At 45.2% G+C, this 21,559-nt stretch carries 20 protein-coding genes and 1 other RNA gene; 6 read left to right on the top strand and 15 right to left on the bottom strand.

The features are described 5' to 3' along the window. Positions 1-87: 87 nt before the first annotated feature. A complete protein-coding gene (locus NNC77_RS09780) occupies positions 88-1,422 on the top strand; it encodes an NADP-specific glutamate dehydrogenase (RefSeq protein WP_006847509.1) in 1,335 nt (444 codons plus the stop codon). Positions 1,423-1,505: 83 nt separating this feature from the next. On the opposite strand, the gene NNC77_RS09775 is transcribed toward NNC77_RS09780, so the two are convergent. The 10 genes from NNC77_RS09775 to NNC77_RS09730 all read right to left on the bottom strand — a co-directional run bounded on the left by NNC77_RS09775 (position 1,506) and on the right by NNC77_RS09730 (position 11,050). Continuing rightward, positions 1,506-1,913: an N-acetylmuramoyl-L-alanine amidase gene (locus NNC77_RS09775; RefSeq protein ID WP_117695199.1), complete on the bottom strand. Its 408-nt coding sequence runs from the start codon at positions 1,911-1,913 to the stop codon at positions 1,506-1,508. A gap of 15 nt (positions 1,914-1,928) precedes the next feature. Continuing rightward, the gene (locus tag NNC77_RS09770) at positions 1,929-2,438 is read right to left on the bottom strand and encodes a DUF5675 family protein (RefSeq protein WP_254970331.1); all 510 of its coding nucleotides are present in this window, start codon (positions 2,436-2,438) and stop codon (positions 1,929-1,931) included. Positions 2,439-2,557: 119 nt separating this feature from the next. Next, positions 2,558-5,068, bottom strand: a complete 2,511-nt coding sequence (locus tag NNC77_RS09765; RefSeq protein ID WP_254970330.1) for a DUF3987 domain-containing protein — start codon at positions 5,066-5,068, stop codon at positions 2,558-2,560. A gap of 12 nt (positions 5,069-5,080) precedes the next feature. Beyond that, entirely contained in the window at positions 5,081-5,491 is a 411-nt protein-coding gene (locus NNC77_RS09760; RefSeq protein ID WP_118064065.1) for a hypothetical protein, read from the bottom strand. A gap of 108 nt (positions 5,492-5,599) precedes the next feature. Beyond that, entirely contained in the window at positions 5,600-5,878 is a 279-nt protein-coding gene (locus NNC77_RS09755) for a DUF3127 domain-containing protein (RefSeq protein ID WP_118155266.1), read from the bottom strand. 158 nt (positions 5,879-6,036) lie between these two features. Then, entirely contained in the window at positions 6,037-6,330 is a 294-nt protein-coding gene (locus tag NNC77_RS09750; RefSeq protein WP_153087600.1) for a hypothetical protein, read from the bottom strand. 300 nt (positions 6,331-6,630) lie between these two features. After that, a complete protein-coding gene (locus NNC77_RS09745) occupies positions 6,631-7,551 on the bottom strand; it encodes a hypothetical protein (protein WP_153087602.1) in 921 nt (306 codons plus the stop codon). A gap of 12 nt (positions 7,552-7,563) precedes the next feature. After that, positions 7,564-8,490: a hypothetical protein gene (locus NNC77_RS09740; RefSeq protein WP_153087604.1), complete on the bottom strand. Its 927-nt coding sequence runs from the start codon at positions 8,488-8,490 to the stop codon at positions 7,564-7,566. Positions 8,491-8,510: 20 nt separating this feature from the next. Further along, a complete protein-coding gene (locus NNC77_RS09735; protein WP_254970329.1) occupies positions 8,511-10,331 on the bottom strand; it encodes a DNA cytosine methyltransferase in 1,821 nt (606 codons plus the stop codon). Between the two features lie 2 nt (positions 10,332-10,333). Continuing rightward, entirely contained in the window at positions 10,334-11,050 is a 717-nt protein-coding gene (locus NNC77_RS09730; protein WP_117728677.1) for a PmeII family type II restriction endonuclease, read from the bottom strand. Positions 11,051-12,213: 1,163 nt separating this feature from the next. Here NNC77_RS09730 and NNC77_RS09725 point away from each other — a divergent pair. Both NNC77_RS09725 and NNC77_RS09720 read left to right on the top strand, forming a co-directional pair. After that, entirely contained in the window at positions 12,214-12,888 is a 675-nt protein-coding gene (locus NNC77_RS09725) for an HU family DNA-binding protein (protein ID WP_218459049.1), read from the top strand. Positions 12,889-12,985: 97 nt separating this feature from the next. Beyond that, complete coding sequence (locus NNC77_RS09720) at positions 12,986-13,081, top strand: smalltalk protein (protein ID WP_153072405.1); 96 nt, start codon at positions 12,986-12,988, stop codon at positions 13,079-13,081. A gap of 338 nt (positions 13,082-13,419) precedes the next feature. Here NNC77_RS09720 and NNC77_RS09715 read toward each other — a convergent pair whose 3' ends face one another. The 3 genes from NNC77_RS09715 to rnpB form a co-directional block, all read right to left on the bottom strand. Next, positions 13,420-13,827 (bottom strand): YkvA family protein, encoded by a 408-nt coding sequence (locus tag NNC77_RS09715; protein ID WP_117728888.1) that lies wholly within the window; start codon positions 13,825-13,827, stop codon positions 13,420-13,422. A 39-nt stretch (positions 13,828-13,866) separates the two neighbouring features. Continuing rightward, positions 13,867-14,304, bottom strand: a complete 438-nt coding sequence (locus tag NNC77_RS09710) for a hypothetical protein (RefSeq protein ID WP_254970328.1) — start codon at positions 14,302-14,304, stop codon at positions 13,867-13,869. A gap of 84 nt (positions 14,305-14,388) precedes the next feature. After that, positions 14,389-14,819, bottom strand: an RNA gene (gene rnpB, locus NNC77_RS09705) — RNase P RNA component class A. A gap of 512 nt (positions 14,820-15,331) precedes the next feature. Here rnpB and NNC77_RS09700 point away from each other — a divergent pair. The 3 genes from NNC77_RS09700 to NNC77_RS09690 all read left to right on the top strand — a co-directional run bounded on the left by NNC77_RS09700 (position 15,332) and on the right by NNC77_RS09690 (position 18,443). Further along, on the top strand, positions 15,332-16,801 hold the full coding sequence (locus tag NNC77_RS09700) for a Do family serine endopeptidase (RefSeq protein ID WP_118080851.1): 1,470 nt from the start codon (positions 15,332-15,334) through the stop codon (positions 16,799-16,801). A 183-nt stretch (positions 16,802-16,984) separates the two neighbouring features. Beyond that, positions 16,985-17,848 carry a sigma-70 family RNA polymerase sigma factor gene (locus NNC77_RS09695; protein WP_117692345.1) on the top strand — a complete coding sequence of 288 codons (864 nt, stop codon included), beginning with the start codon at positions 16,985-16,987 and terminating at the stop codon, positions 17,846-17,848. Positions 17,849-17,909: 61 nt separating this feature from the next. Then, positions 17,910-18,443, top strand: a complete 534-nt coding sequence (locus NNC77_RS09690; protein ID WP_151201787.1) for a hypothetical protein — start codon at positions 17,910-17,912, stop codon at positions 18,441-18,443. A gap of 110 nt (positions 18,444-18,553) precedes the next feature. Here the strand turns inward: NNC77_RS09690 and NNC77_RS09685 are convergent, their stop codons facing one another. Continuing rightward, complete coding sequence (locus NNC77_RS09685) at positions 18,554-20,743, bottom strand: S9 family peptidase (RefSeq protein ID WP_254970327.1); 2,190 nt, start codon at positions 20,741-20,743, stop codon at positions 18,554-18,556. A 3-nt stretch (positions 20,744-20,746) separates the two neighbouring features. Further along, positions 20,747-21,526, bottom strand: coding sequence for a gliding motility protein GldB (locus tag NNC77_RS09680; RefSeq protein ID WP_254970326.1), 780 nt, complete (start codon positions 21,524-21,526; stop codon positions 20,747-20,749). Positions 21,527-21,559 lie beyond the last annotated feature (33 nt).

The following is a 21,559-nucleotide window of genomic DNA, read 5'->3' as shown; positions in this document are numbered from 1 at the left end:
TTTTTGTTGGTGTTTTCAAGAAAAACATGTATCTTTGCAATCAGAAATAAAAAATAAGAATTTAAACACAATAAAAGATTAAAGATTATGAAAGCATCTGAAGTAATCGCGAATCTCCAAAGAAGATTCCCAAATGAGCCTGAGTACATTCAGGCAGTTAGTCAGGTTCTCGGTACTATCGAGGAAGAGTACAACAAGCACCCAGAGTTTGAGAAGGCAAACCTCATCGAGCGTCTCTGCATTCCAGACCGCATCATCCAGTTCCGCGTATCTTGGGTAGATGATAAGGGCAACGTACAGACTAACATGGGTTACCGCGTACAGCACAACAACGCGATTGGCCCTTACAAGGGAGGTCTTCGCTACCACAAGTCAGTAAACTTGGGTATTTTGAAGTTCTTGGCTTTCGAGCAGACATTCAAGAACTCTCTTACTACTCTCCCAATGGGTGGTGCTAAGGGTGGTTCCGACTTCTCTCCACGTGGCAAGAGCAACAACGAGGTAATGCGTTTCTGCCAGGCTTTCATGACAGAGCTTTATCGTCACATGGGTCCAGACGAGGATGTTCCAGCTGGTGACATCGGTGTAGGTGGCCGTGAGGTAGGTTACCTCTTCGGAATGTACAAGAAGTTGACACACCAGTTCCAGGGCGTCTTGACCGGTAAGGGTCAGGAGTTCGGTGGTTCATTGATCCGTCCTGAGGCTACAGGTTACGGTAACGTATACTTCCTCTGCAACATGCTCGCTACCAAGGGTATTGACATCAAGGGCAAGACTGTTTTGGTTTCAGGTTCAGGTAATGTAGCCCAGTACACTATGGAGAAGTTGCTCCAATTGGGTGCTAAGCCAGTTACATGTTCAGATTCAGACGGTTACATCTACGACCCAGACGGAATCGACCGCGAGAAGCTCGATTACATCATGGAGCTCAAGAACGTAGAGCGTGGCCGTATCAAGGAATATGCAGAGAAGTATGGTGTAAAATATGTTGCAGGTGCTAAGCCTTGGTTTGAGAAGGCAGACATCGCTCTCCCATCAGCTACTCAGAACGAAATCAACGAGGAGGCAGCCAAGGCTCTCATCGCCAACGGCGTTATCGCAGTAAGCGAGGGTGCTAACATGCCTTCTACTCCAGAGGCTATCAAGGTATTCCAGGATGCTAAGATTCTCTACTCTCCAGGTAAGGCAGCCAACGCAGGTGGTGTTGCAGTATCAGGTCTTGAGATGAGCCAGAACTCAGAGCGTCTGAAGTGGTCTCGTGAGGAGGTTGATGCTAAGCTCCACGACATCATGAACGATATTCACGCAAACTGCGTGAAGTATGGTACAGAGCCAGATGGTTACGTAAATTACGTAAAGGGTGCAAACGTAGCCGGCTTCCTGAAGGTAGCTAAGGCTATGATGGCTCAGGGCATTGTATAAGGCTAGAAAATTTTTAATAAACATCTTAAAAAATTTAAAATAATAGGAAATAGCGGGTCTGTGAAGACTCGCTATTTTTTTGTCTACTCCTTCCCCCACTCCTTCTTTACATCAAAGCAGGGACAGGCTTTGTTGGCAAATTCATTATGACCATGAATCGTGGCTAATGGATATTCCTCCTTCAGCTGCTCGATGAGCGAGCGCATTGCCGCTTTCTGGTCTCGGGTTCTTGTATCCTTCGGCTTACCTTTCTTTGATAAGCCGCCGATGTAGCAAATGCCTATACTGATGGAATTGTGGCCCTTGCAATGGGCGCCGACCTCCTCTATCGCACGACCTACATGAATGCTGCCGTCACGATAAATCACGAAATGATAACCTATGCAGCGCAGTCCGCGCTCCCGGTGCCAGCGGTCAATATCCGCTACGGTGAAGTTACGACCTTCCTTGGTCGCACTGCAATGAATGATGATTTCCTTTATCTTACGCATGATATTGAATATTAATTATTGAAAAATAAGCAGATAATTGAGGGGGATTTCGTCAACACCCCAATCCCTGATAAACAGATTGATTCTGCACGATCGATGCTTTTTCTTCATCCTCTTGAATTCCTCATCCAACAACTGGCAAAATTCATTATAGCATTTTTCTGATTGCGTAACGATTCCGGTATAATGAGACTTGCCCAGAATGATACTCTTGTTTCTCAGACGTAGCGGACCGTTGCCAGGCACGAAGCGAGCTCTGCGCCTAACAGTACGAGGCACGTAATGGGATCTTAACAGAATAACAGGCTTGATCACAATTTCATATTTTCCTCTTTCATACTTATTTTTCTTCTTTGTCTCCGACACCTTCTTTTGCTTGGTAGGAATGAGAGAAATCTTATAACGTCCTGCTGGCAAATGACGGTTAGGACGTTCTAAGGTGTCGCAGAAAATCTTGCCACCTATAACCATTGTGCCATCCACACTCCATGGAGTGAAGCGACGGCGGAATATATTGATGTTCATGATAATTTACAATTAATAATTGATAATGAATAATTGGATCAAGGCCGGCCATTAAGGCTGATTTAAGAACCGAAAAACTTAATGACCCTTAATGACCTTGACCCTTAATGACACCCTCTTTAGACTGTAGGAGAAACTTTCTGATAGCGCATGTCAGGTAATACACAGATTAACCCCTGACGTTTCCAGTTCTTTAGCATCTGTTTTACCGTCTCATGGGTGGCACTTGCTCCCTTAACTGCAATGCTCTGCTGCTCTGCCTGCTCAAAGCTGAAGGTTACGTCCAGCCGCTCAAAGATGGAATCATTCTTACCTCTGCGACTTCTGTCGTAAGCAGACTGACTGCAATAATTCTTGGATGAGAACGCATCCTCTATGCGACTACGGAAGAAGTAGAGTGCATTGTCCAACTGATAATCTGCCAGGATATTGAAGGTTTCGAGCATGGTTGGTGTCTGCGTCTTTACGAGCATTCCCTTCCACAAATCAGGCGACTCCTTCAGCTGTTTCTCGGCTCCATTGAAACCATGCTTCTGAATCAGCGTTTCCAGAACCTTGCAGAGCATGATGCAGGTCATCATTCTCATGGTGGTTGGACAGATACGGAAACGCTGGCGGGCTTTCACCTTGTCGTCATTTTTCATCGTTTCCAGTCTTATCTGTTCCAGCCATTTTCTACCCTTTTCCTCCAGCTTCGGCAGCACTACCTCACCCGACATCAGCGGCAGCAGATGAGCTATCTGAATGATGCGGTCGCGCTGACGTTCGTTCATTACATACATGTTGTCAGAAAGAGGAGTGAAGGTATTATCGGGCGTTTTTGCCACGATGATACGGCTCTGGAAACCATCCGTATAATTGCTTACCACACGATAGAGCGCATCAGGCGTTCCACACATCACCACGTTCCATAACAGTCTGTCTATATGAACATTCACTGCATCTGCACTTCTTGCTTCACGCTCATAGCTTGTTCCGTCGTAAGCCTGTCTCAACATGACAGAAAAGTCGCTCATTGCCGATTTCCACTTCTGCGCTACGGTGTCAGCTTCCGGAGTAAACGAGAAGGCGTGCTTGCCTTCTGTGTTAGCCAGTCGTTCAGCCAGATTCGCCACCGTATTGTTCAGTGTCAAGCATCTTACAGGCAGTTTCGGCTCTTCCGGCTGCTCCTTCTTGTTCTTGGCTGCACGTTTCTTGGCTCGCCATTCATCCTCCTTCTGCTGATACATTTTGTCCATTTCCTTCACTTCCGAAGTCCATGCGTCAATCACGGGGTCAATACTTCCCTTACCAGATGCAAAATCTCCGGCAATGTAGGAGATGAGGTTCAGCGAGTTCATCTTGCCGTGAACGGAAACCTTCACGCCCGTTGCGAGCATTCCGATGGCAGGACAGATGGCTGTGATTACAGGCAGTGCCAGTGCCGGACCCACTGCGCTGATGGAATCCCGAATGCCTTGCGGCAACTTAGGCAGCGCATTATAATAGAACAGATCATCCTTGGCGTTAGCCTCGTCCAGCGCATTTACCAGTGCCTCATTGTCAGCCGCCGAACCACCACCTGCATTTCCCTGCTTCATTCGTTCCTGACGGATGGCAGAGAGCACATCCTTCAGCCGCTTAGGCATTTGCGTGATTTTCTCGTTCAATGCCGAGTTGATGCAAGCCATCTTTTCCTGTTCGGGGAACCCATCGTAGCAGGGAATAATCTGAGCCAGCTGATTGCGGTCAAAACCACAGATGTGGCGCAGGTTCACAGCCAGTTCAAAGGTCAGCGTATTGCGGTTGGAGCGCATCGGCTCCTGCCCATCATTATACATCTGCCACCACTTCTTAATGATTTCCCCATAAGGAATCCCGAGATAATTGTCCTGAGCAGCAGAAGCTGTTGAAGTAGAAGAAGTTGACGCAGCAGAAGTTGAAGCAGCAGAAGTAGAATTTCTCGAATTCTTTAATTCTTGACTCTTAAAGCTCCCCTGAGGATTCTTCTTGATTTCTTCCTTCCAAGGCTCATAATGCTTGTTCGCTTTGTGCGCCCCTTCCGGCAGTTCCTCGTTTCCGTATCTTTCACGCTCTTCCAGCACTTTCCCTTCAGCAGCCACGGCAGCCTCATCGTATTCATCCTTGAAGAGTCGTGGCGAAAGGAATAGCAAATCTTCGTCATCCGATGTAGTAGTGAAATAAACACGATTGATGTCGTGAGCCGAAGTATCCATTTCGCACTTGAGCATCGTAGCAATCCTCACCTGATTCTCCAGAACCGTCTTGCCCTTTTCGCGCTCAAACACCGCATGTCCGCCTTGTCGTGCGCTGCGTTCCAGCATCAGAAGTCCGTACTTGTCCGGTTCCTTCAGCAGCAGCTTGGCAGCCTTGGCAAAAGCCTCCGGCTCATCCATATCAAACCCGAAAGCACCGCTTGGCAGTTTCATTCCCTTCACCACGCCTTGCGGATAATGGCCGGAATAATTAAACTGCACAAGTCTTCTTTTCGCAGCATCGTTTCCGGCACGAGCCAGACGAAGATTCGCCTTCTGCTCATTGCTTCCACGCAGCTGCTTATACTCCTCTTCCGAGGTGATGGAGCGGGCAACCTTGTGCCCGTTCTCCACCTTAATTAAATAACAACTCATCTATCTTATTACTTATCTTTTTAATTGATAATCCACTAAAGCATCAGCCCCTTCTGCTGACTCAACAGTCAGCGTTTGGGCGATGTTGAGTCCCTCATGGCAGAACACCTTCAGCGTGAGCTGAATAGCCCCATCCTTGGTCTTGCTCAAACGACCATGCGCCAGTTTCTTAATCAGTTCCGACTGGCTTTTCGGCTTAGAAACTGCTACGAAATCAAATGTTCCGTCTTGCATTTGCTGAGCCACGCCATGACGGCGAAACGCTTCTACAACACCCTGATTTACAGAATCAGGACTGAAGAGGAAATACTGCTTATCATCATAGTAAGCCATTCCACCGAGCTGCACATGCTGGCAGCCGTTATTATTCACCTGCTGGTTCTGAACATTGTTCTGAACCTTATTATTTTTCTTTGCACTCATAAAATCTTAAATTAAAATTGAAGATGAACGAAAGAAGTGTCGTAAGTTTCAGTTTGCGCAAATTATCCCGGGACAATTCTCACGCCACCTATTTCAATTCAAGATTAATTACTTGCCAAGTTTCTCAATGTCCGTAACCAGGATATCCTGATAAACCTGACCATTATACTCACGAGTCGTAAACCGGAGCGTTACCGCCACCAGTTCGCCCTGAGCATACTTACACTGGGCCATATTACCCAGCATTGCCGCAGCATACTGGTTCTCATACTTGCCGCCCATCTCCTGGAGAACGATGTTGCATTTCATCATCTGTCCGTTCTCACTTTTCTGACTCTGTACAGCGAACGCCTCGCCCTGCTGCACCACTCTCGTTAGTATGTTCATAATCTATTAACTGCAAGACCTCGCCTTCCTTTTCAAGGCTCATTAGTTCCAACTCCGATCTTGCTGAAAGCTGGTGCAAAGATAAGAAGTCTTTGAATGCGCTGGAACAGTTGGTGGAAGAATCCCCCCTCATCTTTCCACTGCTTTTCTCTTTCTGTCTATTTCAGCTCAGCTTCAAGGATATTTTTCATCACGACAAGCAGGCTGACTGCTCCATTGGCGCCACTGGTAATACGCCGATTATATTCCTTATTAATTAAGTCGAAGAAAAGTTTCAGATAGAATCGTTCCGTCACTTTCTTCACTTTCTTCTCATCTCTGATATTTCTTAGAGTATGGAAGTTAACGCCCTCATTGAGATTCACCAGTTTGCTGTGCGTATAGCCCAACTTGATGACGGCTTCATAGGCAATGCCCAGAGCCGTTTTCTCATGCTTCTTATTATCTGCCATGATTCCTGATCGGTTTGCGAGAGAAGCCGTGGATTCCCGATGGCCATCTTCAATCACGTTGTGAGGTTCCCCGCCTCCGCTCAGGTTATTATAAAAACAAAAAACTCGGAAATAAGAGGTTGAATCTCAAATCCGAGTGCAAAGATATGGATAAATGGTTATAGATAAAAATACAGTATTCGGAATTATGCGGCAAAATCCTATCAGCAGTTTATCAATTGATAATCAGGCAGAAAAAGGGCGTTGATAGAAATTTCCATCAACGCCCCATATTATCTTATCAACAACAGATAGCTTTTATCAGAAGCTTGACGCTATCAATTGCTTAATTCTAGCATGCAATTCTCTGGTCAAAGTTGTGTTGCTTGTTCCAAAGTCGGCATGGTTACTAATGTAGACTCTCACATTGACCCCTAATGCATTACTAATAGACTGAACACTCCCCGTAAGTACTTCTTCTTTGTTCCCATAAGGAGTAGTATGCAGAATGCCCAGCACATTGGCTACCAGTTTCAGATTATGCCCCCAGGTATTACTCTTATGATTCGGTTGCTTATCATTGAGCAGTAAGGCAATTTCTTGATTTGCGCAGATTTTTCGCCAAATAGCTTTATAAACCTCCCAGTCAATCTTCAAAAAGGGTCTGATTTTCAATGTAAGTTTTTCAATTCCTTCTACCCACTTTTCAACTTGTTCCCGGGCTTCCTCATCCATCAGTTCCAGAGGAGTCTTAACGTCCATATAGTCTGTAACAGGTAAAATTATCTTGTTTTCTTCGTTATCGTAACGATGACTTTTGAATGCGCTTATTAATTTTTCAGAGAAAGGCTTAATATCACGAAGCATCAACAGACGAGCCAGGACATTACATATGGCTCGGTTAGGATTACGCTCGGCAGCATCATCTTCTTCATCAGGAGCAGCATCACACATTTGGGTAAAGAGTACCGTAAGGATGGTGGCAACGGTGTACTTCGACTGATGCCGCTTCATGAGATCTCCATACAGAAACTCAACATCATTATCACGATGGTCCTTGATTTCCAACAGTCTCTGGCGAACCATTTCTGTTTCGCTCCACACTTCCACAGCATTCAACCCATGCAACTGCTGCTCTAGAATACAGAGAAGCCTTGTCCAGGTGCGAAACAAATCATCACCCCGATAACGCCTACGGAGATATTCCAGTTTCTGTTCCGAAAAACGTTCAAATGGTTCCATCTATTTACCAGCTTAATGGGAGAATACATTTGGAATATTCTTCATGAACAACTTCACCTGATCCATGGCAGATTTATCCATACCGGGAAGCGTCTGAGTACCATCTACCAATTGATTGAACACCTCAGAATCAATCTCCTGCACCACGAATTGGTCTTTGCCACAGAGCAAAGCTTTGCGTTTATTGCCTTTAGGAAACATTTCAATAAAAATGCCAGCCCCGGATGCCCCCTCTATAAGCGCCGTCTGACGTTTATTATCGGGATCAATCGACACTGTTCCACCCTCGTTTGCACCGAACGAAAAATCAAGATCACTATCCCAATCCTCGCGAGCCGTTGTAAGGTATTTATCCATAGCCTTGGTAAGTCGGTCGAGGTTGAGATGAGGAAAATGAAATCTCACCTTACAGAATCCCTCAGGATGATCATGCACCGTAGTCCAGAAAGCATTGGTAGAATAAACCGCAGAAAGCTTAACCTTAAGCAGTTTATCTTTCAAGCACTTGCAGATGGAAGCTTCAAGGATGTTAGCCACCGTCTTTGTATGGCTGAAGGCCTTTGACTTGCGCTCTATGGCGATACGCTGGATTCCCGGTCGATTGTCGATGATGACCAGACAGTTTCTATAATCAGCATACTTTTTCGACATGAGGTGTTCGTCTGTGATGGTTACATCCGTAACATTTGCCACACGCATCACATAAACGTTATCTTGCGGCTTCACTATCTGCTTGTGCCAGAAAAGTTTCTTTCTGGCATTCTCAAACTGAAATGGTTTCCCGAAATCAGCCAGCAAAACCTCTTCAAGCAATTGCTGGCGATTATCAAACGATTCTTTCACATTCACATTTACCCAGCCGGGAAACTCAATCTGATATTCAGGGTTAGGTTCAATGATACGCAAGAAATTGTAGTTGTAAATTGCAAATTTAGACATCGTCTTAAATGTATATATGTTTATTTGTTTATAAGTTTATCAACGGTTGTATCAGTAAAAGTTTGCCAAATTTTCAATTCTACAGGCTTATAGTCCTCGAAGAGCTGCTTTACAAACTCCACTTCAAACACCAGTCGTAGATCATTTCTGTCTTCTTCTGCTGTTCCTTCCTTACGATAACCCAGACGGGCTATTTTGATGAAGAATAAATCACGTACACCCTTACCCTTTATATAAGGCATGAAGTAGAAAAGCTTGTTGAGAGCCACCGATGTTGGGAACTTCTTGCCTGTATAGTAGATGGTGGCAGAGCCGTCAAGAAACATCTTCTCGTTGTCTTTCTTTACCAGCGAGATAAGTACATTCTTGGTTTCATCCACCATAGCCGCCTGCTGCGGCTTTCCCCCATATTTCTCCCAATTAATGTCATCATGCAACATACTGTTGTCAGTAATGCTATTGAGTGCATACTGGTCGAAAAGGTCGAGGAAGTTGAGCTCGTGATACTTATTAGTAACTGTAGAAGTCTGCGTGTTGCGATCTTTCACAACTTCTAATAGTGACTGTTTGTGCATAATCTCCCTAACAGCTTCAGTACAATTCTGTGTATTCTCAGGCATGATTCTTTGAATATCATTGAAGAGTCGGATTAGAGAACGACCTACTGCCCACGCCAAATTTACAGGAACAGCATTGCCTATCTGCTTGTATTTATCACTCATACTCCCCTGGAAAGCCCAATTATCAGGGAATGTTTGAATACGTGCATATTCACGAACGCTTAATGGGCGTGTTTCTAAAGGATGGCAACGCTCTGTTTGTTTTTGGCATGGAGAGCATGTTAGTGTTAAAGAAGGCTCATCAAGTGACAGTCTTCTAGCCATACCCGTTTTTCCGCCACCAAGCAACCAACTTCCACCCATATAATCTTTGGCAACTTCTTCTGGCAGATTTCGCCAATCACCACCTTGGGGAACCATTGCCAAAACACGCTTTTTCTTCTCAGGATATTGGGCACCCTCAGAAACAGGAACATCATTCTCATAAATCACACTTTTATAGAGAGCATCACGAAGAGTTAACACTTCATGATAAGGAGTAGGCCAATGAAACTCTACATTTTGTGCAATATCATTACGAATAGCTATAAGAATCAATCTCTCACGTTTCTGGGGTACTTGATACATAATAGCACGCAAGACACGAGGCTCAACAAGTGTGTAACCTAATTCTGCAATTGTATTTTTTATTGTTTCAAATGTTCGCCCATTTTCATGAGAGATTAAACCTTTAACATTTTCTCCCATAAAGACTTTCGGCTGAATTTCTTTTACGGCTCGGGCTAGTTCAAAGAATAAAGTACCTCTAGTATCGTTGAATCCTGCCCCTTTTCCTGCATACGAAAATGCCTGACATGGGAAACCACCTGAAAGAAAATCAATTTTACCCCTTAAAGGAGTAAAGTCAATATGGCGAACATCACCCTCAATCACATTCCATTCGGGTTTATTTGTTTTTAGAGTTTTGCAGGCTGCAGTTTCAAACTCATTCAGCAATACGTGGTGGAAACCAGCCAACGACATTCCCAAAGCCAGTCCGCCTCCACCAGCAAAAAGTTCAATAGAATTGAATTGGCGTACTGGTGTCACAGCAGATTCTGCCTCCCAATTACTTTGGAGCATGGCTTCCACTTCAGGAATTGACTTGAGTTCTTCCATGTCAAATCCCCAAGCACCATTTTGTTGATGAAGCGGATAAAGTCCATTTTTACCCCATGTTTGAACCGTACGATTGGAGGTTCCAATAAGGGCTGCTAAATTATTCTCTGATATAAATGCCATTATTATAAACTACCTTTCTGTCTAATTTCTTCTGCAATTTCTTCTACTTTGGCAAGGATAAGAGCACTTCCATCAATTCCATCTTCGTCCACAACCTCACCAAAAGCCTTTGCTAATCGATGATAAAAGTCTTTATCACCAGTAAGATGCATCCAAAATTCAGAACCACACAAAACAGGATAATGTGTATCTATTGCCTTGTAAAAAGCTGATAAGTTTTCTTTTGCACCATATAAAACGCCTACAACAAGATCATCAAACTGCAATCCCATTCTATCTAGTCTAGACTTGTTCATGAGGTATTTGAAGTGACTTAGAATGGTAGTAATATCATCCTTGTTTATTGTTTTTGGACCCGCCTTACACTGACAGTATTTGCGACGTCCATCGATTGCATCAATAAATTCAATATCTATACCATCAATACCAGAAGCACCACCAACAACTTCCTGAAGCTGGGAAATAAACACCTGGACATTTTGTCCGAAACTAGTATTGAGGCTTGTTCCAAGAATACGTGGATAAACTAGAGCTTTTGCCAAACTAGTTGGTTGAGTATTGCCACATAAGAATGCTGCAAGATAGTTGATTAGAAACGGATTTATATCAAAGCTACTCAGATGAAGCTTATTCAGATTCTTCAAATGATTAGGAATGATAATAGAACGGAAATATTGCTTTCCACTTTCTATAATTGCTTGTTTTTGCTGTTCTGTCATTTCCTTATATATTAAATTTTATATTTATAGCCTGCTTTTTATAGCAGAATTGCCTTCAAAGGTACAAAATAATTGCGAAACATCTACATTTTATTATAAATATTAACACAAAAATGTAGAAAAAGACTTTCTAAAGGGATTTTAACCCCTTAGACTGCGAAATGGGAAAAAGCAGATTATGTAAATAATGGTTACCATACAATAGGATAATGTCATTATACTAGGATTCTGCACTAAACAAGGAGTTTTGAAGTCGCTAGTTAATATCTGAACTACATATAAAACTTCAGAAAGATGTAAATATTCCTTACTCTTATGAGCAGGAAATGAAATGATGCGAAAATCAGCAGTTTTTTGCATTTTCAGAAGATAAAATGCAAAATAAGAGGTTTTGGAAGATGTTTAGCCCTCTTCTAGGAGTGAAAAATGCCCCTCCTCAGATCCTAAAATGCGCTCAGAAGGTAGGTATTTTTGACAAAAATCGACAATAAAGGAAAGATAAAGTAGTAGAATTAAGCAGTACAACAGCTTATAACTTAGACTTAATATGTTGATTTTTGTTATACACAAAAGTTAGAGTACACATACAACAACATAGACATAACTACCTTATAACCAATATATTAAATAACACTTACGCCCCTATCATTTTTATAAATATGAAATCATCAAGAGTGTCATTAAGGGTCAAGGTCATTAAGGGTCATTTTCATTTTCGGGGGAGAAAAAACCCCTATAGTATATATAAATAAATATTTATATATACTATAGCTCAAAATGACACTTTCATTTTTCTAAATGACCCTTAATGACACTGACCCTTAATGACACGCTTGTTTTTCATCCTTACTTTCCCATTGCTGATTGTTTCTGCAATAAAGTTCAGAAAGAAAATCAACAGAACTTATTGTATTGCAGCTACTTATAGCTTTTCTTACATAGAAAATCAGGGGGAAAGCTTGCATTCTGCCCGAAAATGTTGTATCTTTGCACCGGCAATCGAAAGAACAGCCTTTTGTGCCTTGCTCGGGTCTTCTCTTAAGACCAACACGGGTCATAAATGATGGCAGGCGCCGGTCATCAATGAAGACCCCGAAAACAGCAGGAACGGGGCGTTCTGGGGAGTTGCAAAACAAAGGACTCTAAACATACTACAAACAACTATGATTAATTACAGCATCGTAATGCGTAGCGTGAACGCAAATCTTCTGGAAATCAACCAGGCTAAGTCACGCATCAACCAGGCAAAGAAGGAGGGTAAGAATCCTGACCAGAAGGACCTGGAACTCGTGAAGACTGAGAAGCAGAATGCTTTCGCCATCTCACAGTACACCGACATCATGACCATCGAGAAGTTTGCCAAGCACATCACTTCACATGGCAGTGTTTATTCGAGAGCCGACATCAGCGCCATCCTCTACATCGCCGTAGACTGCATGCGTGAGATGTTGCTTGAGGGCAAGAAAATCCGTCTGGGCGACCTCGGTGATTTCTCTCTCCTTCTCACCTCGAAGGGTGCCGAGGATGCCGACAAGTTCACCGCTCAGAACATCACCGGTGTGAAGGTTCAGTGGGAGCCAGGTCAGGAGTTCAAGAACCTTCGCGATGACGCCGAGTTCAACCTTGTAGCCAGCCGCAGTGCTCAGGCAGCCGTTATCAAGGCGATTAAGGAGGGTAAGACCAACGTTGACCTCAACGCCCCAACTACTCCGGATAATACGCCAGGCGGTTCTACCCCAGGTGGTTCAAACACCGGTCAGACCGGCAGCGAAGGCCAAGGCTCTGAATCAACCGGCGGTACTACCGGCAAGGACGATACTGGCGACGGCCTTGAATAGCCCAAGGATAGACTGGCTAGGGTGCTAGCCCCTAGCCCAGCCTATCCGCCCCACAAAAAATTCAACATTCAACACTCAACATTCAACATTCAAAAAAATGAAAGCGAACACTTGGAAAACAATTCTGCAGATAGCCATCAGCATACTGACCGCTATCGCTACGACGCTCGGAGTAACGAGCTGCATGGGATAAAAACAAAAGAATGTGTCATAAGTCTAAATAATGGTAGCCGAAGACGGGCTGAAAGCCCAAAAGCTCCTAGCCCAGGGCAGCGCCCTGGGTTTTTAAATAGATACAACAAAGTCGCCCTGTAAGGGCAAAAGCCTTCAATTTCAAAGCTTTTGCCCTTACAGGGCGACTTGTTTGCGTCCGTATTTACCCAGGGTGCTACCCTGGGCTAGGAGCTTCTGCCCCTTCAGGGCGTGTGGGGCAAAACATGTTAAAGTTTAGCTACTACTGTAGCCGGTCATGAAGGGTCAAAGTCATTAAGGGTCATTTTCATTTTCTTATGCCTTGCCCCTAGAGAAAAATCAAACCGGTGTATCGGTGGCTGAATCCTTGAAGAGGTCATCGGCTGATGGAATCTCATCTTCATCAAACCACTTCTTCAACTTGTCCTGAGCCTTTGACTTTACATCATCTGAAACCTCACCCCAAACTTTCTTGAGCACAAACAGCAATACGGCCAGGTCATCGCCCAAACCGGCAATAGGTATGGCGTCTGGAATCACATCGAGCGGACTGATGAGATAACCCAAGGCTCCTACGATCAGAGCCTTGTCCTTCAGCGAAACCTTGTCACTCTCTAATGTATAATAGAGAATGAGCGCTGTATAAACCATCTTGGCACCGGCACGTTTGGCAACATGCGAAATCTTCTCGACAAATGCACGCTGGGTGAACTTGTCCTTATAGTCCATAAAGTCTGGTAATGTCATACTACTTATAGTTTATAGTTTATAATTTATAGTTTACAGTTACGACCGCTTCTCGTAGAAGAGGACTGCCTTGATGAAGGTCTCCATCTTAGGCTCCTTATGATGGTTCACGCGATAGGCGATGATCATCTGGAGAAGTGCCTTGACAAAACACGCCAGCAGCAGGCCGATGATGACGGCTATGACCGTGGCGAGCATCTTGCCGTTGTCGTAGATGGGTGACTTATCCGGGAAACAGGACAGTACCAATACGGGGAGGACGGTGATGAAACCGCCGATGGTGAGCTGGCTGCGCTTGGAACCGCCCATGTCGAGTATCGACTGCTTATCGAAAAGATAATCATCCAGCTCCATGCGGGTAATGCCGTAGTTCTCAAACTTCGGGAAATCGGGTTCATTGCCATATTTCGCTATCTTGCCCGTTACCTTATGTTCGAAATCATCTAATATCTGCTTTTCCGGTTCTCTGAGTTTCATAATCTTGCTAGTTTTTAAAATCGTTTAAAAATGAATGCATCTTATACCTTATTATATACAGCGGCTGCGATGCTGAAAAAAAAGAAAAGCAGTGCCCCTATAAGCCGAGTTCTGTGTTTCTATATCAGATATGCTGTTATGCTGTGTTCATACCAGATATAAGAACGTCTGTCATTTATCTAGTCCCAAAGTCACCCTTGGGCTCAAGCACTCTACCCTCCACAGCAGCCCTAAGGCAATCGGACGAGCCGCCCTCAATCTGCGGTATACATGAGCTTACAGCTCCCAGATGGCACAGCCTGACGATCACCCGCCAGCTGGTGGTCTCTTACACCACCTTCTCACCCTTACTCTCACCACCCCAGACTGGACAAACGGGATAAGTGAAAGCGGTTATTTTCTTCTACCGACACCTACTGTCACCAATAGCTTCTAGTTTCGGAAGTGGGATGCTCTATGCTGCCCGGACTTTCCTCTCGCACCTGAAAGATGCCAGCGACAGACCGGAGCACTGCTTTCGACATGCAAAAGTACAAAAAACTTTTGATACTATCGCACGATTCCTCTCTTTTTTATACATCATTAACTGAGCTTTCGCATATCGGGAAGTTAAAGGAGTTAAGGAGTTAAAGGAGTTAAGACGTATGTCTTGCTGCTTAAAAACTACGCCAAAAGACTATTGTCTTAACTCCTCAGCGACCGTAGGGAGCGATAACTCCTTAACTTCTTATTGTTTTAACAGATATTTATCAATCAGCAGAAGATAGTTACGTATACAAAACTAAGATTTTCGTGCTTACATTCAAATATTTGTGAATTTAGGGCATTTCTTGTTTAATAGCCGTTAAAGTGTTAATTTGAAATGTTAAAACGGAATAAATTTATGCAGAGAATGAAGCGTATCTCAAAAAATGACCCTATATTTGCAACCGGAAACAGAGCGGTGCATGACAAGCTGACTTTTGGCATGATATTAGCTGCTGCAGTTCCAAGGAAAAGAAAAGTAAACAATAAAAAAATAAGAGACATGAAAAAATTAAGTAATTATGTTGTGGCTGTGCTCTGCGTTGGTTCGCTCGCATTTTCAGCCGGTGCTTTCATGAAAGTAAATGCTACACCTGCAGTTACCGCTGCGCCAGCAGGTCAGCCTGTAGACTTAACCTATGCTGCCGAGAAGGCGCTGCCTGCAGTAGTACATATTAAATACGTACAGAACTCGAAGGTGAAGACAGTAGATGTGCAGGACGACCCATTCGGAGGATTCTTCGACCCGTTCGGCTTCTTCGGCAACCCGGGACAGGGCAACGGAGGCACACGCAAGCAGAAAGTGCAGACTCCGAAGAGAGAGGCTACCGGTTCGGGTGTCATCATCAGTCAGGACGGTTACATCGTTACCAACAACCACGTGGTAGAAGGTGCTGACGAGCTGACCGTAACACTGAACGACAACCGTGAATTCTCGGCTCGCATCATCGGAACCGACAAGACTACCGACCTCGCCCTCATCAAGGTAGACGGCAAGAACCTGCCTACCCTGCCTATCGCCGACAGCGACAAGGTGAAGGTGGGTGAATGGGTCATCGCCGTGGGCAACCCATTCGGACTGAACAATACGGTTACAGCCGGCATTATCTCTGCCAAGGCACGTTCACTCGGTGCCAACGGTGTAGAGAGCTTCATCCAGACCGATGCTGCCATCAACGCAGGTAACTCGGGCGGTGCACTCGTCAACACCCAGGGCGAACTGGTAGGCATCAACGCCATGCTCTATTCTCAGACCGGTTCTTACTCCGGCTATGGTTTCGCCATCCCTACCTCTATCATGAACAAGGTGGTAGACGACCTGAAGAAATACGGCAGCGTACAGCGTGTGATGCTGAGCATACAGGGAAGCGATGTGCTGAACTATATCAACGCCCAGAAGGAGAACGGCAAGGAAGTGAACCTGGGAACCAATGAGGGTGTTTACATTGCCAAGGTAGATGAAGACGGCAACGGTGCTGAGGCAGGACTGAAGGAAGGTGACGTGATTACCAAGGTTGACGGCAAGAAGGTGACCAAGATGGCTGAGCTGCAGGAAATCCTGAACGGCAAGCGCCCTGGCGACAAGATGAGCATCACCTATCTGCGCAACAAGAAGGCAAGCACCAAAACCATCACGCTGAAGAATGCCCAGGGTAATACTTCGGTTATCAAGAGTGCCGACCTCGACGTGCTCGGTGGCAGCTTCCGCCCTATTACTGAGAGCCAGAAGAACCAGCTCAACATCAAGTATGGTGTAGAGGTAATGAAGGTGAACAACGGCGCCCTGAAAGATGGTGGCATTTCACGCGGTTTCATCATCCAGCGCATCAACGACAACAACATCAATACGATTGATGACCTGCAGAAGGCTGTAAAGAGTGCTTCTACCAGCAAGGACCCAGTGCTCTACATCCAGGGTATATGGCCAACAGGCAAGAAGGCTTACTTCGCTGTTCCGCTGCAGAAAGACTAAGGGTAAGAGTTTAAGAGAAACGTCTCATGATTGAGTAGTGAAAAGGCATTTTTGCTGCCAAAAAACTCAAGAAACAGACAAAAAACAATAAAATAGTAGGTATTTCTGAAAAATATCTACTATTTTTTTTGGTATTTAAACAAAAAAGTGTATTTTTGCAACTACTTAAAATTTGATGCCAGCATGAGACAATTAAAAATTACTCAGTCAATTACGAATCGCGCAAGCGCATCGTTGGAAAAATATCTTCAAGATATTGCTCATGAGGAGCTGCTCTCTACAGATGAAGAGGTGGAGCTCGCTCAGCGTATAAGAAAAGGTGACCGTAGGGCATTGGAGAGATTAACAAAAGCCAATCTCCGTTTCGTGGTGTCTGTTGCCAAACAGTACCAGAACCAGGGGCTCAGCTTGCCTGATCTTATCAACGAAGGAAATGTGGGGCTTATCAAAGCCGCACAGAAGTTTGACGAAACCCGAGGCTTTAAGTTTATCTCTTACGCCGTATGGTGGATTCGCCAGAGCATTCTGCAGGCCATAGCCGAGCAGAGCAGAATTGTGCGCCTTCCGCTCAACCAGGTGGGAAGCGTTAACAAGCTTAACAGAGAGATGAGTAAGTTCGAACAGGAATTTGAACGCAAACCGAGTGTAGACGAAATGGTTGACCGCGTAGACTTGCCGGAAGACAAGATTCAGGACGCCATGAAGGCTACGTCAACAAGCCGCCACCTGAGCGTGGATGCTCCTTTTTCTGATGATGAAGAAGGCAGCATGCTCGACCTGCTGGCCAATTCAGATGATCCGACCGACAATGAACTGCTGACAGAGTCGCTGAGAGTTGAAATAGAAAGACTGCTCGGCACGCTGCCGGACAAAGACCAGAAAATCATTGCTGCCTTCTATGGCATAGGAACACCTGAACTGACGCTCGAAGAAATCGGAACCAAGTATCATCTCACCAGGGAAAGAGTACGCCAGATCAAGGAAAAAACGATAAGGCGACTCCGGAACAAAACGACAGATAAACTGCTGAAGTCCTATCTGGGATAAGGAAAGATCCTGCATGACTGATGGGGCAGACAGCACAAAACAAAATAAGACAGAAAAAGAAATGAAAATTACAAAAATTGCATTAGCATCTATTGCATTAGCATGTTTCAGCTCGCTCTCTGCATCAGCCAAGAACGAAGTTAAGACTGCATACATCTTTGGATTTGCCTCGTCGTTTAATGACTCTACAGTCTATTTCACAGACGTTCAGAAGGTTGATTCTGCCTATTTCACCCGCAAGAGCAAGTTTCTGATAAGCCGCGAGAACTATTCATACCAGTTGCGCGACTATCTGGAGCAGAAAGGTGCCGGCAACCGCACGTGTATCGTGATGTTTGACTTCAACCAGAAGAAGGCTGAAAAGAAATGGAACAAGCTCTATGCAAGATACATTCAGAAGCCAAAGGCTAAGAAGGCAAAGAACGGACAGCAGATGAACGATGCGCCTAGCCCTTATCAGGTAAAGACCATCAACTCTACAGATTTTCATTTTTCATCTGTTCAGCCAAACGATGAAGAGGTTGAAGAGGTAAAAGTGAAGAAGGCTAAAAAAGCCAAGAAAGAAAAGCGCAGAAAAGGCGCTAAAACTGAATAAGAATTCCAAAAGATCCTTACTTCGCAAAGTAAACAAGGGTAAACATTAAATTAAGAAGCCATTCCCGTTTCTGCCGGGAATGGCTTCACTTTTTTATATCATATCATTTTCTACTTCAGGTTCTGCTTGAACCAGTTAGCTATCTGGCGAAGCAGATGGTTGCGGGTATTGCCGCCCGAAATGCCATGATTGCGGTTCGTGTACCACAGGGTCTTGAAGTCCTTGTCTGCCTGAACCAACGCCTCAGCATATTCGAAGGTATTCTGCGGATGCACATTGTCATCTGCCAATCCGTGACAGATAAGCAACGCACCATGCTGCTGCTTTACACGCTCGATAGGGTTCACCTTATAACCCTCTTCGTTCTCCTTAGGAGTGCGCATGTAGCGCTCAGTATAAACCGAATCATAGAAGCGGTAGCAGGTAGGAGGAGCCACAGCCACACCTGCCTTGAACACAGGACGGCCCTCGCTCATACTCATCAGCGTATTGAAACCACCATAGCTCCAGCCCCAAATGCCGATATTATCCTTGTCTACATAAGGCAGAGAACCCATGTAGAGAGCGGTCTCAACCTGATCTTTCGACTCTAAATCGCCCAGACGGAGATAAGTAGACTTCTCAAACTCAGCTCCTCTACCGCCTGTTCCACGACCATCTACGCAGGCAATGATGAATCCTTCCTGTGCAAGATAATAATCGAAAGCACCGCCATTGCCCATACTGCCCGTGCTCCATGAATCGAGCACCTGCTGGTTGCCCGGACCGGAATACTGGAAGAGGATGACAGGATACTTCTTGCTGGCGTCAAAATCTACAGGCTTCACCATCCAGCCGTCCAGTTTCACACCTTCGGAAGTGGTGAAAGAGAAAGTCTCGCGCTTGCCCCAATTATACTTCCGGGTCTTTTCGAGCAGCTGCTTGTTGTCTTCCAATGTCTTGATGAGCTTGCCCTTGTTGCTGCGTACGGTGAAGACATAAGGATGGCTGTAGCTGCTCCAGGTATTGACGAAATAGCGGTAATCGCCCGAGAAGTAAGCCGAGTTGGAACCAGCCGCATCGGTAAGGCGCTCCACCTTTCCGTTCTTATGAGCCACGTAAACCTGGCGGTCGTGCGCATTGAGCTTGGCAGCCTGGAAATAAACATCGCCCGTCTTCTCATCCATTCCGTAGATAGAGGTAACATCATAGTTGCCCTTCTCTACCTGGCGCAGGAGCTTGCCGTTCATATCATAGAGATAGAGATGCATGAAGCCGTCGCGGTCGCTAGGCAGCAGGATGTTCTTCTTGCCCACGATGCTGTTTTCAATCACCTCTTCCTTTATAAACTTAGGCACACTCTCCTTGATGAGCATCCTGCTCTTGCCGGTGAAAGGATTGACTGCATAGAGGCGCATGTCGTCCTGATGGCGGTTCATCGTATAGACAATCAGACTGTTGGCGTCTGGCGATGTCTTGATGCGTGGATAATAGCCGTCGGAATCTACAGGCACATCGAGCGCCACGGTCTTGCCGTTCTTCATATCATAGCTCCAGAGGCTCACCTTAGAGTTGTCCTGTCCTGCCTTAGGATATTTATAGGAATACTCTCCCGGATAGTCGTGATACTCGCTACGGGTAGGATGAGAACCTTCGAACATCTGCAGAGAATAAGTCTTTACGTGCGATTCGTCGAAGCGGATCCATCCGATGGCAGTTCCATCCGCATTCCATGCAAAGGCGCGGTTGAAGCTGAATTCCTCTTCGTAAACCCAATCAGGAATACCATTGATTACCTCATTGAACTTACCGTCGCGGGTAATCTGGGTTTCCTTGTCTCCATCGGTAACAAAGAGATTGTTATCCTTTACAAAGGCGATGTGGCGTGAATCAGGCGACCAGGTAGCCACCTGCTGGTTAACGCCCTGAGAGAGTTTCTTCAAACTCTTCTTGGCAATATCGTATACGAAATACTCAGCCTTGAACGAGCGGCGGTAAATAGCCTCGCGATGGGTCATGATAAGCAATTTCTTGCCATCAGGACTGATTACATAACCCTCAATCTGTTCGAAGGGAGCCTTGACTGCGTTCACATCGAAGAGGATGCTCATCTGCTTGCCCGTCTTGAACGAATAACTGATAACCTGCTTGCCATCATTGCTGATAGAAGCGTACAAATCGGTGCCATCAATAGGGTTAATACCGGTAACATAAGAGGCAGCAAACTCGCCGGAGGTAATGGCCTTCAGGTCGAGTTTATCTGCAGCTTGCATTGCTGAAACCATCATGACAGTTGCAATAAAAACTGGAAATCTTTTCATGTGTTAATCTTTATGTAATGCCTCAATAGGCGAATAATCTTCGTCCTTGAGCAGTTCCTTTACTGTTACTTTAGGGTTGCGCTTTACATAAGCGTTGATTGTATTTACATACTTGGTCTTGAAAATCTCCTTGCCCATCGCCTTGTTTACAGCCCACATAATTTTGCCCATGTGCAGATCGCGGTCGAGCTGCGGACGGGTGTCGAACTGATCCATCGGATAGATGCTCAGCAGATAGAAGGTAAGGCAATCCGGCACAATATACTGGCGCGACATGGTGCTGCGCTGCTGCGGCGTATAGAATTTCTTGTAGAGCGGATAGTTTTCGCCCATGTATTTATCGAGCGAAATTCCTACTGAGTGCTGTCCTACTACGATGCTCTGGTCGAGAGCGCCAATCTGGGCATAGAAACAAGGCTGCTGGAGCTCCGGAATCCAACTGTTCAGACGCGAGAAGGCAGATTTCAGCTGCTCGTTGATGTCTTCCATATTGGCAAATTCTGCCTCAGCATCGGCAATAAGTGACTGCAGGGTAGAATCCTGATAGAACATGAGGAAACGGTTGCTGATATTGGCGTCGGTAATGGTGCCAAGCTGGAGCATTTTCTCTATCAGCGTACGGGTTTCTATCGGGTAATCGGTGTTCATCTGCTGCAGGGCTGAGAAATCACCGGTAGTAAGATATCTGCTTTCCAATCGGTCGTAACGCTGTACTGACAGGGGCACAGCCTCTCCTTCCTCGTTCGGCTTGAACTTAAACTCGCAGGCCGAACTGAGAAGCACAATTGCTAATATGACTATATAATTAAAAAACCT

The organism is Segatella copri, assembly GCF_024330485.1.
In the GTDB taxonomy this organism is placed as follows: domain Bacteria; phylum Bacteroidota; class Bacteroidia; order Bacteroidales; family Bacteroidaceae; genus Prevotella; species Prevotella copri_L.
The sequence above is the reverse complement of the archived record's forward strand: the minus strand, read 5'-3'. Positions and strand labels throughout refer to the sequence as shown.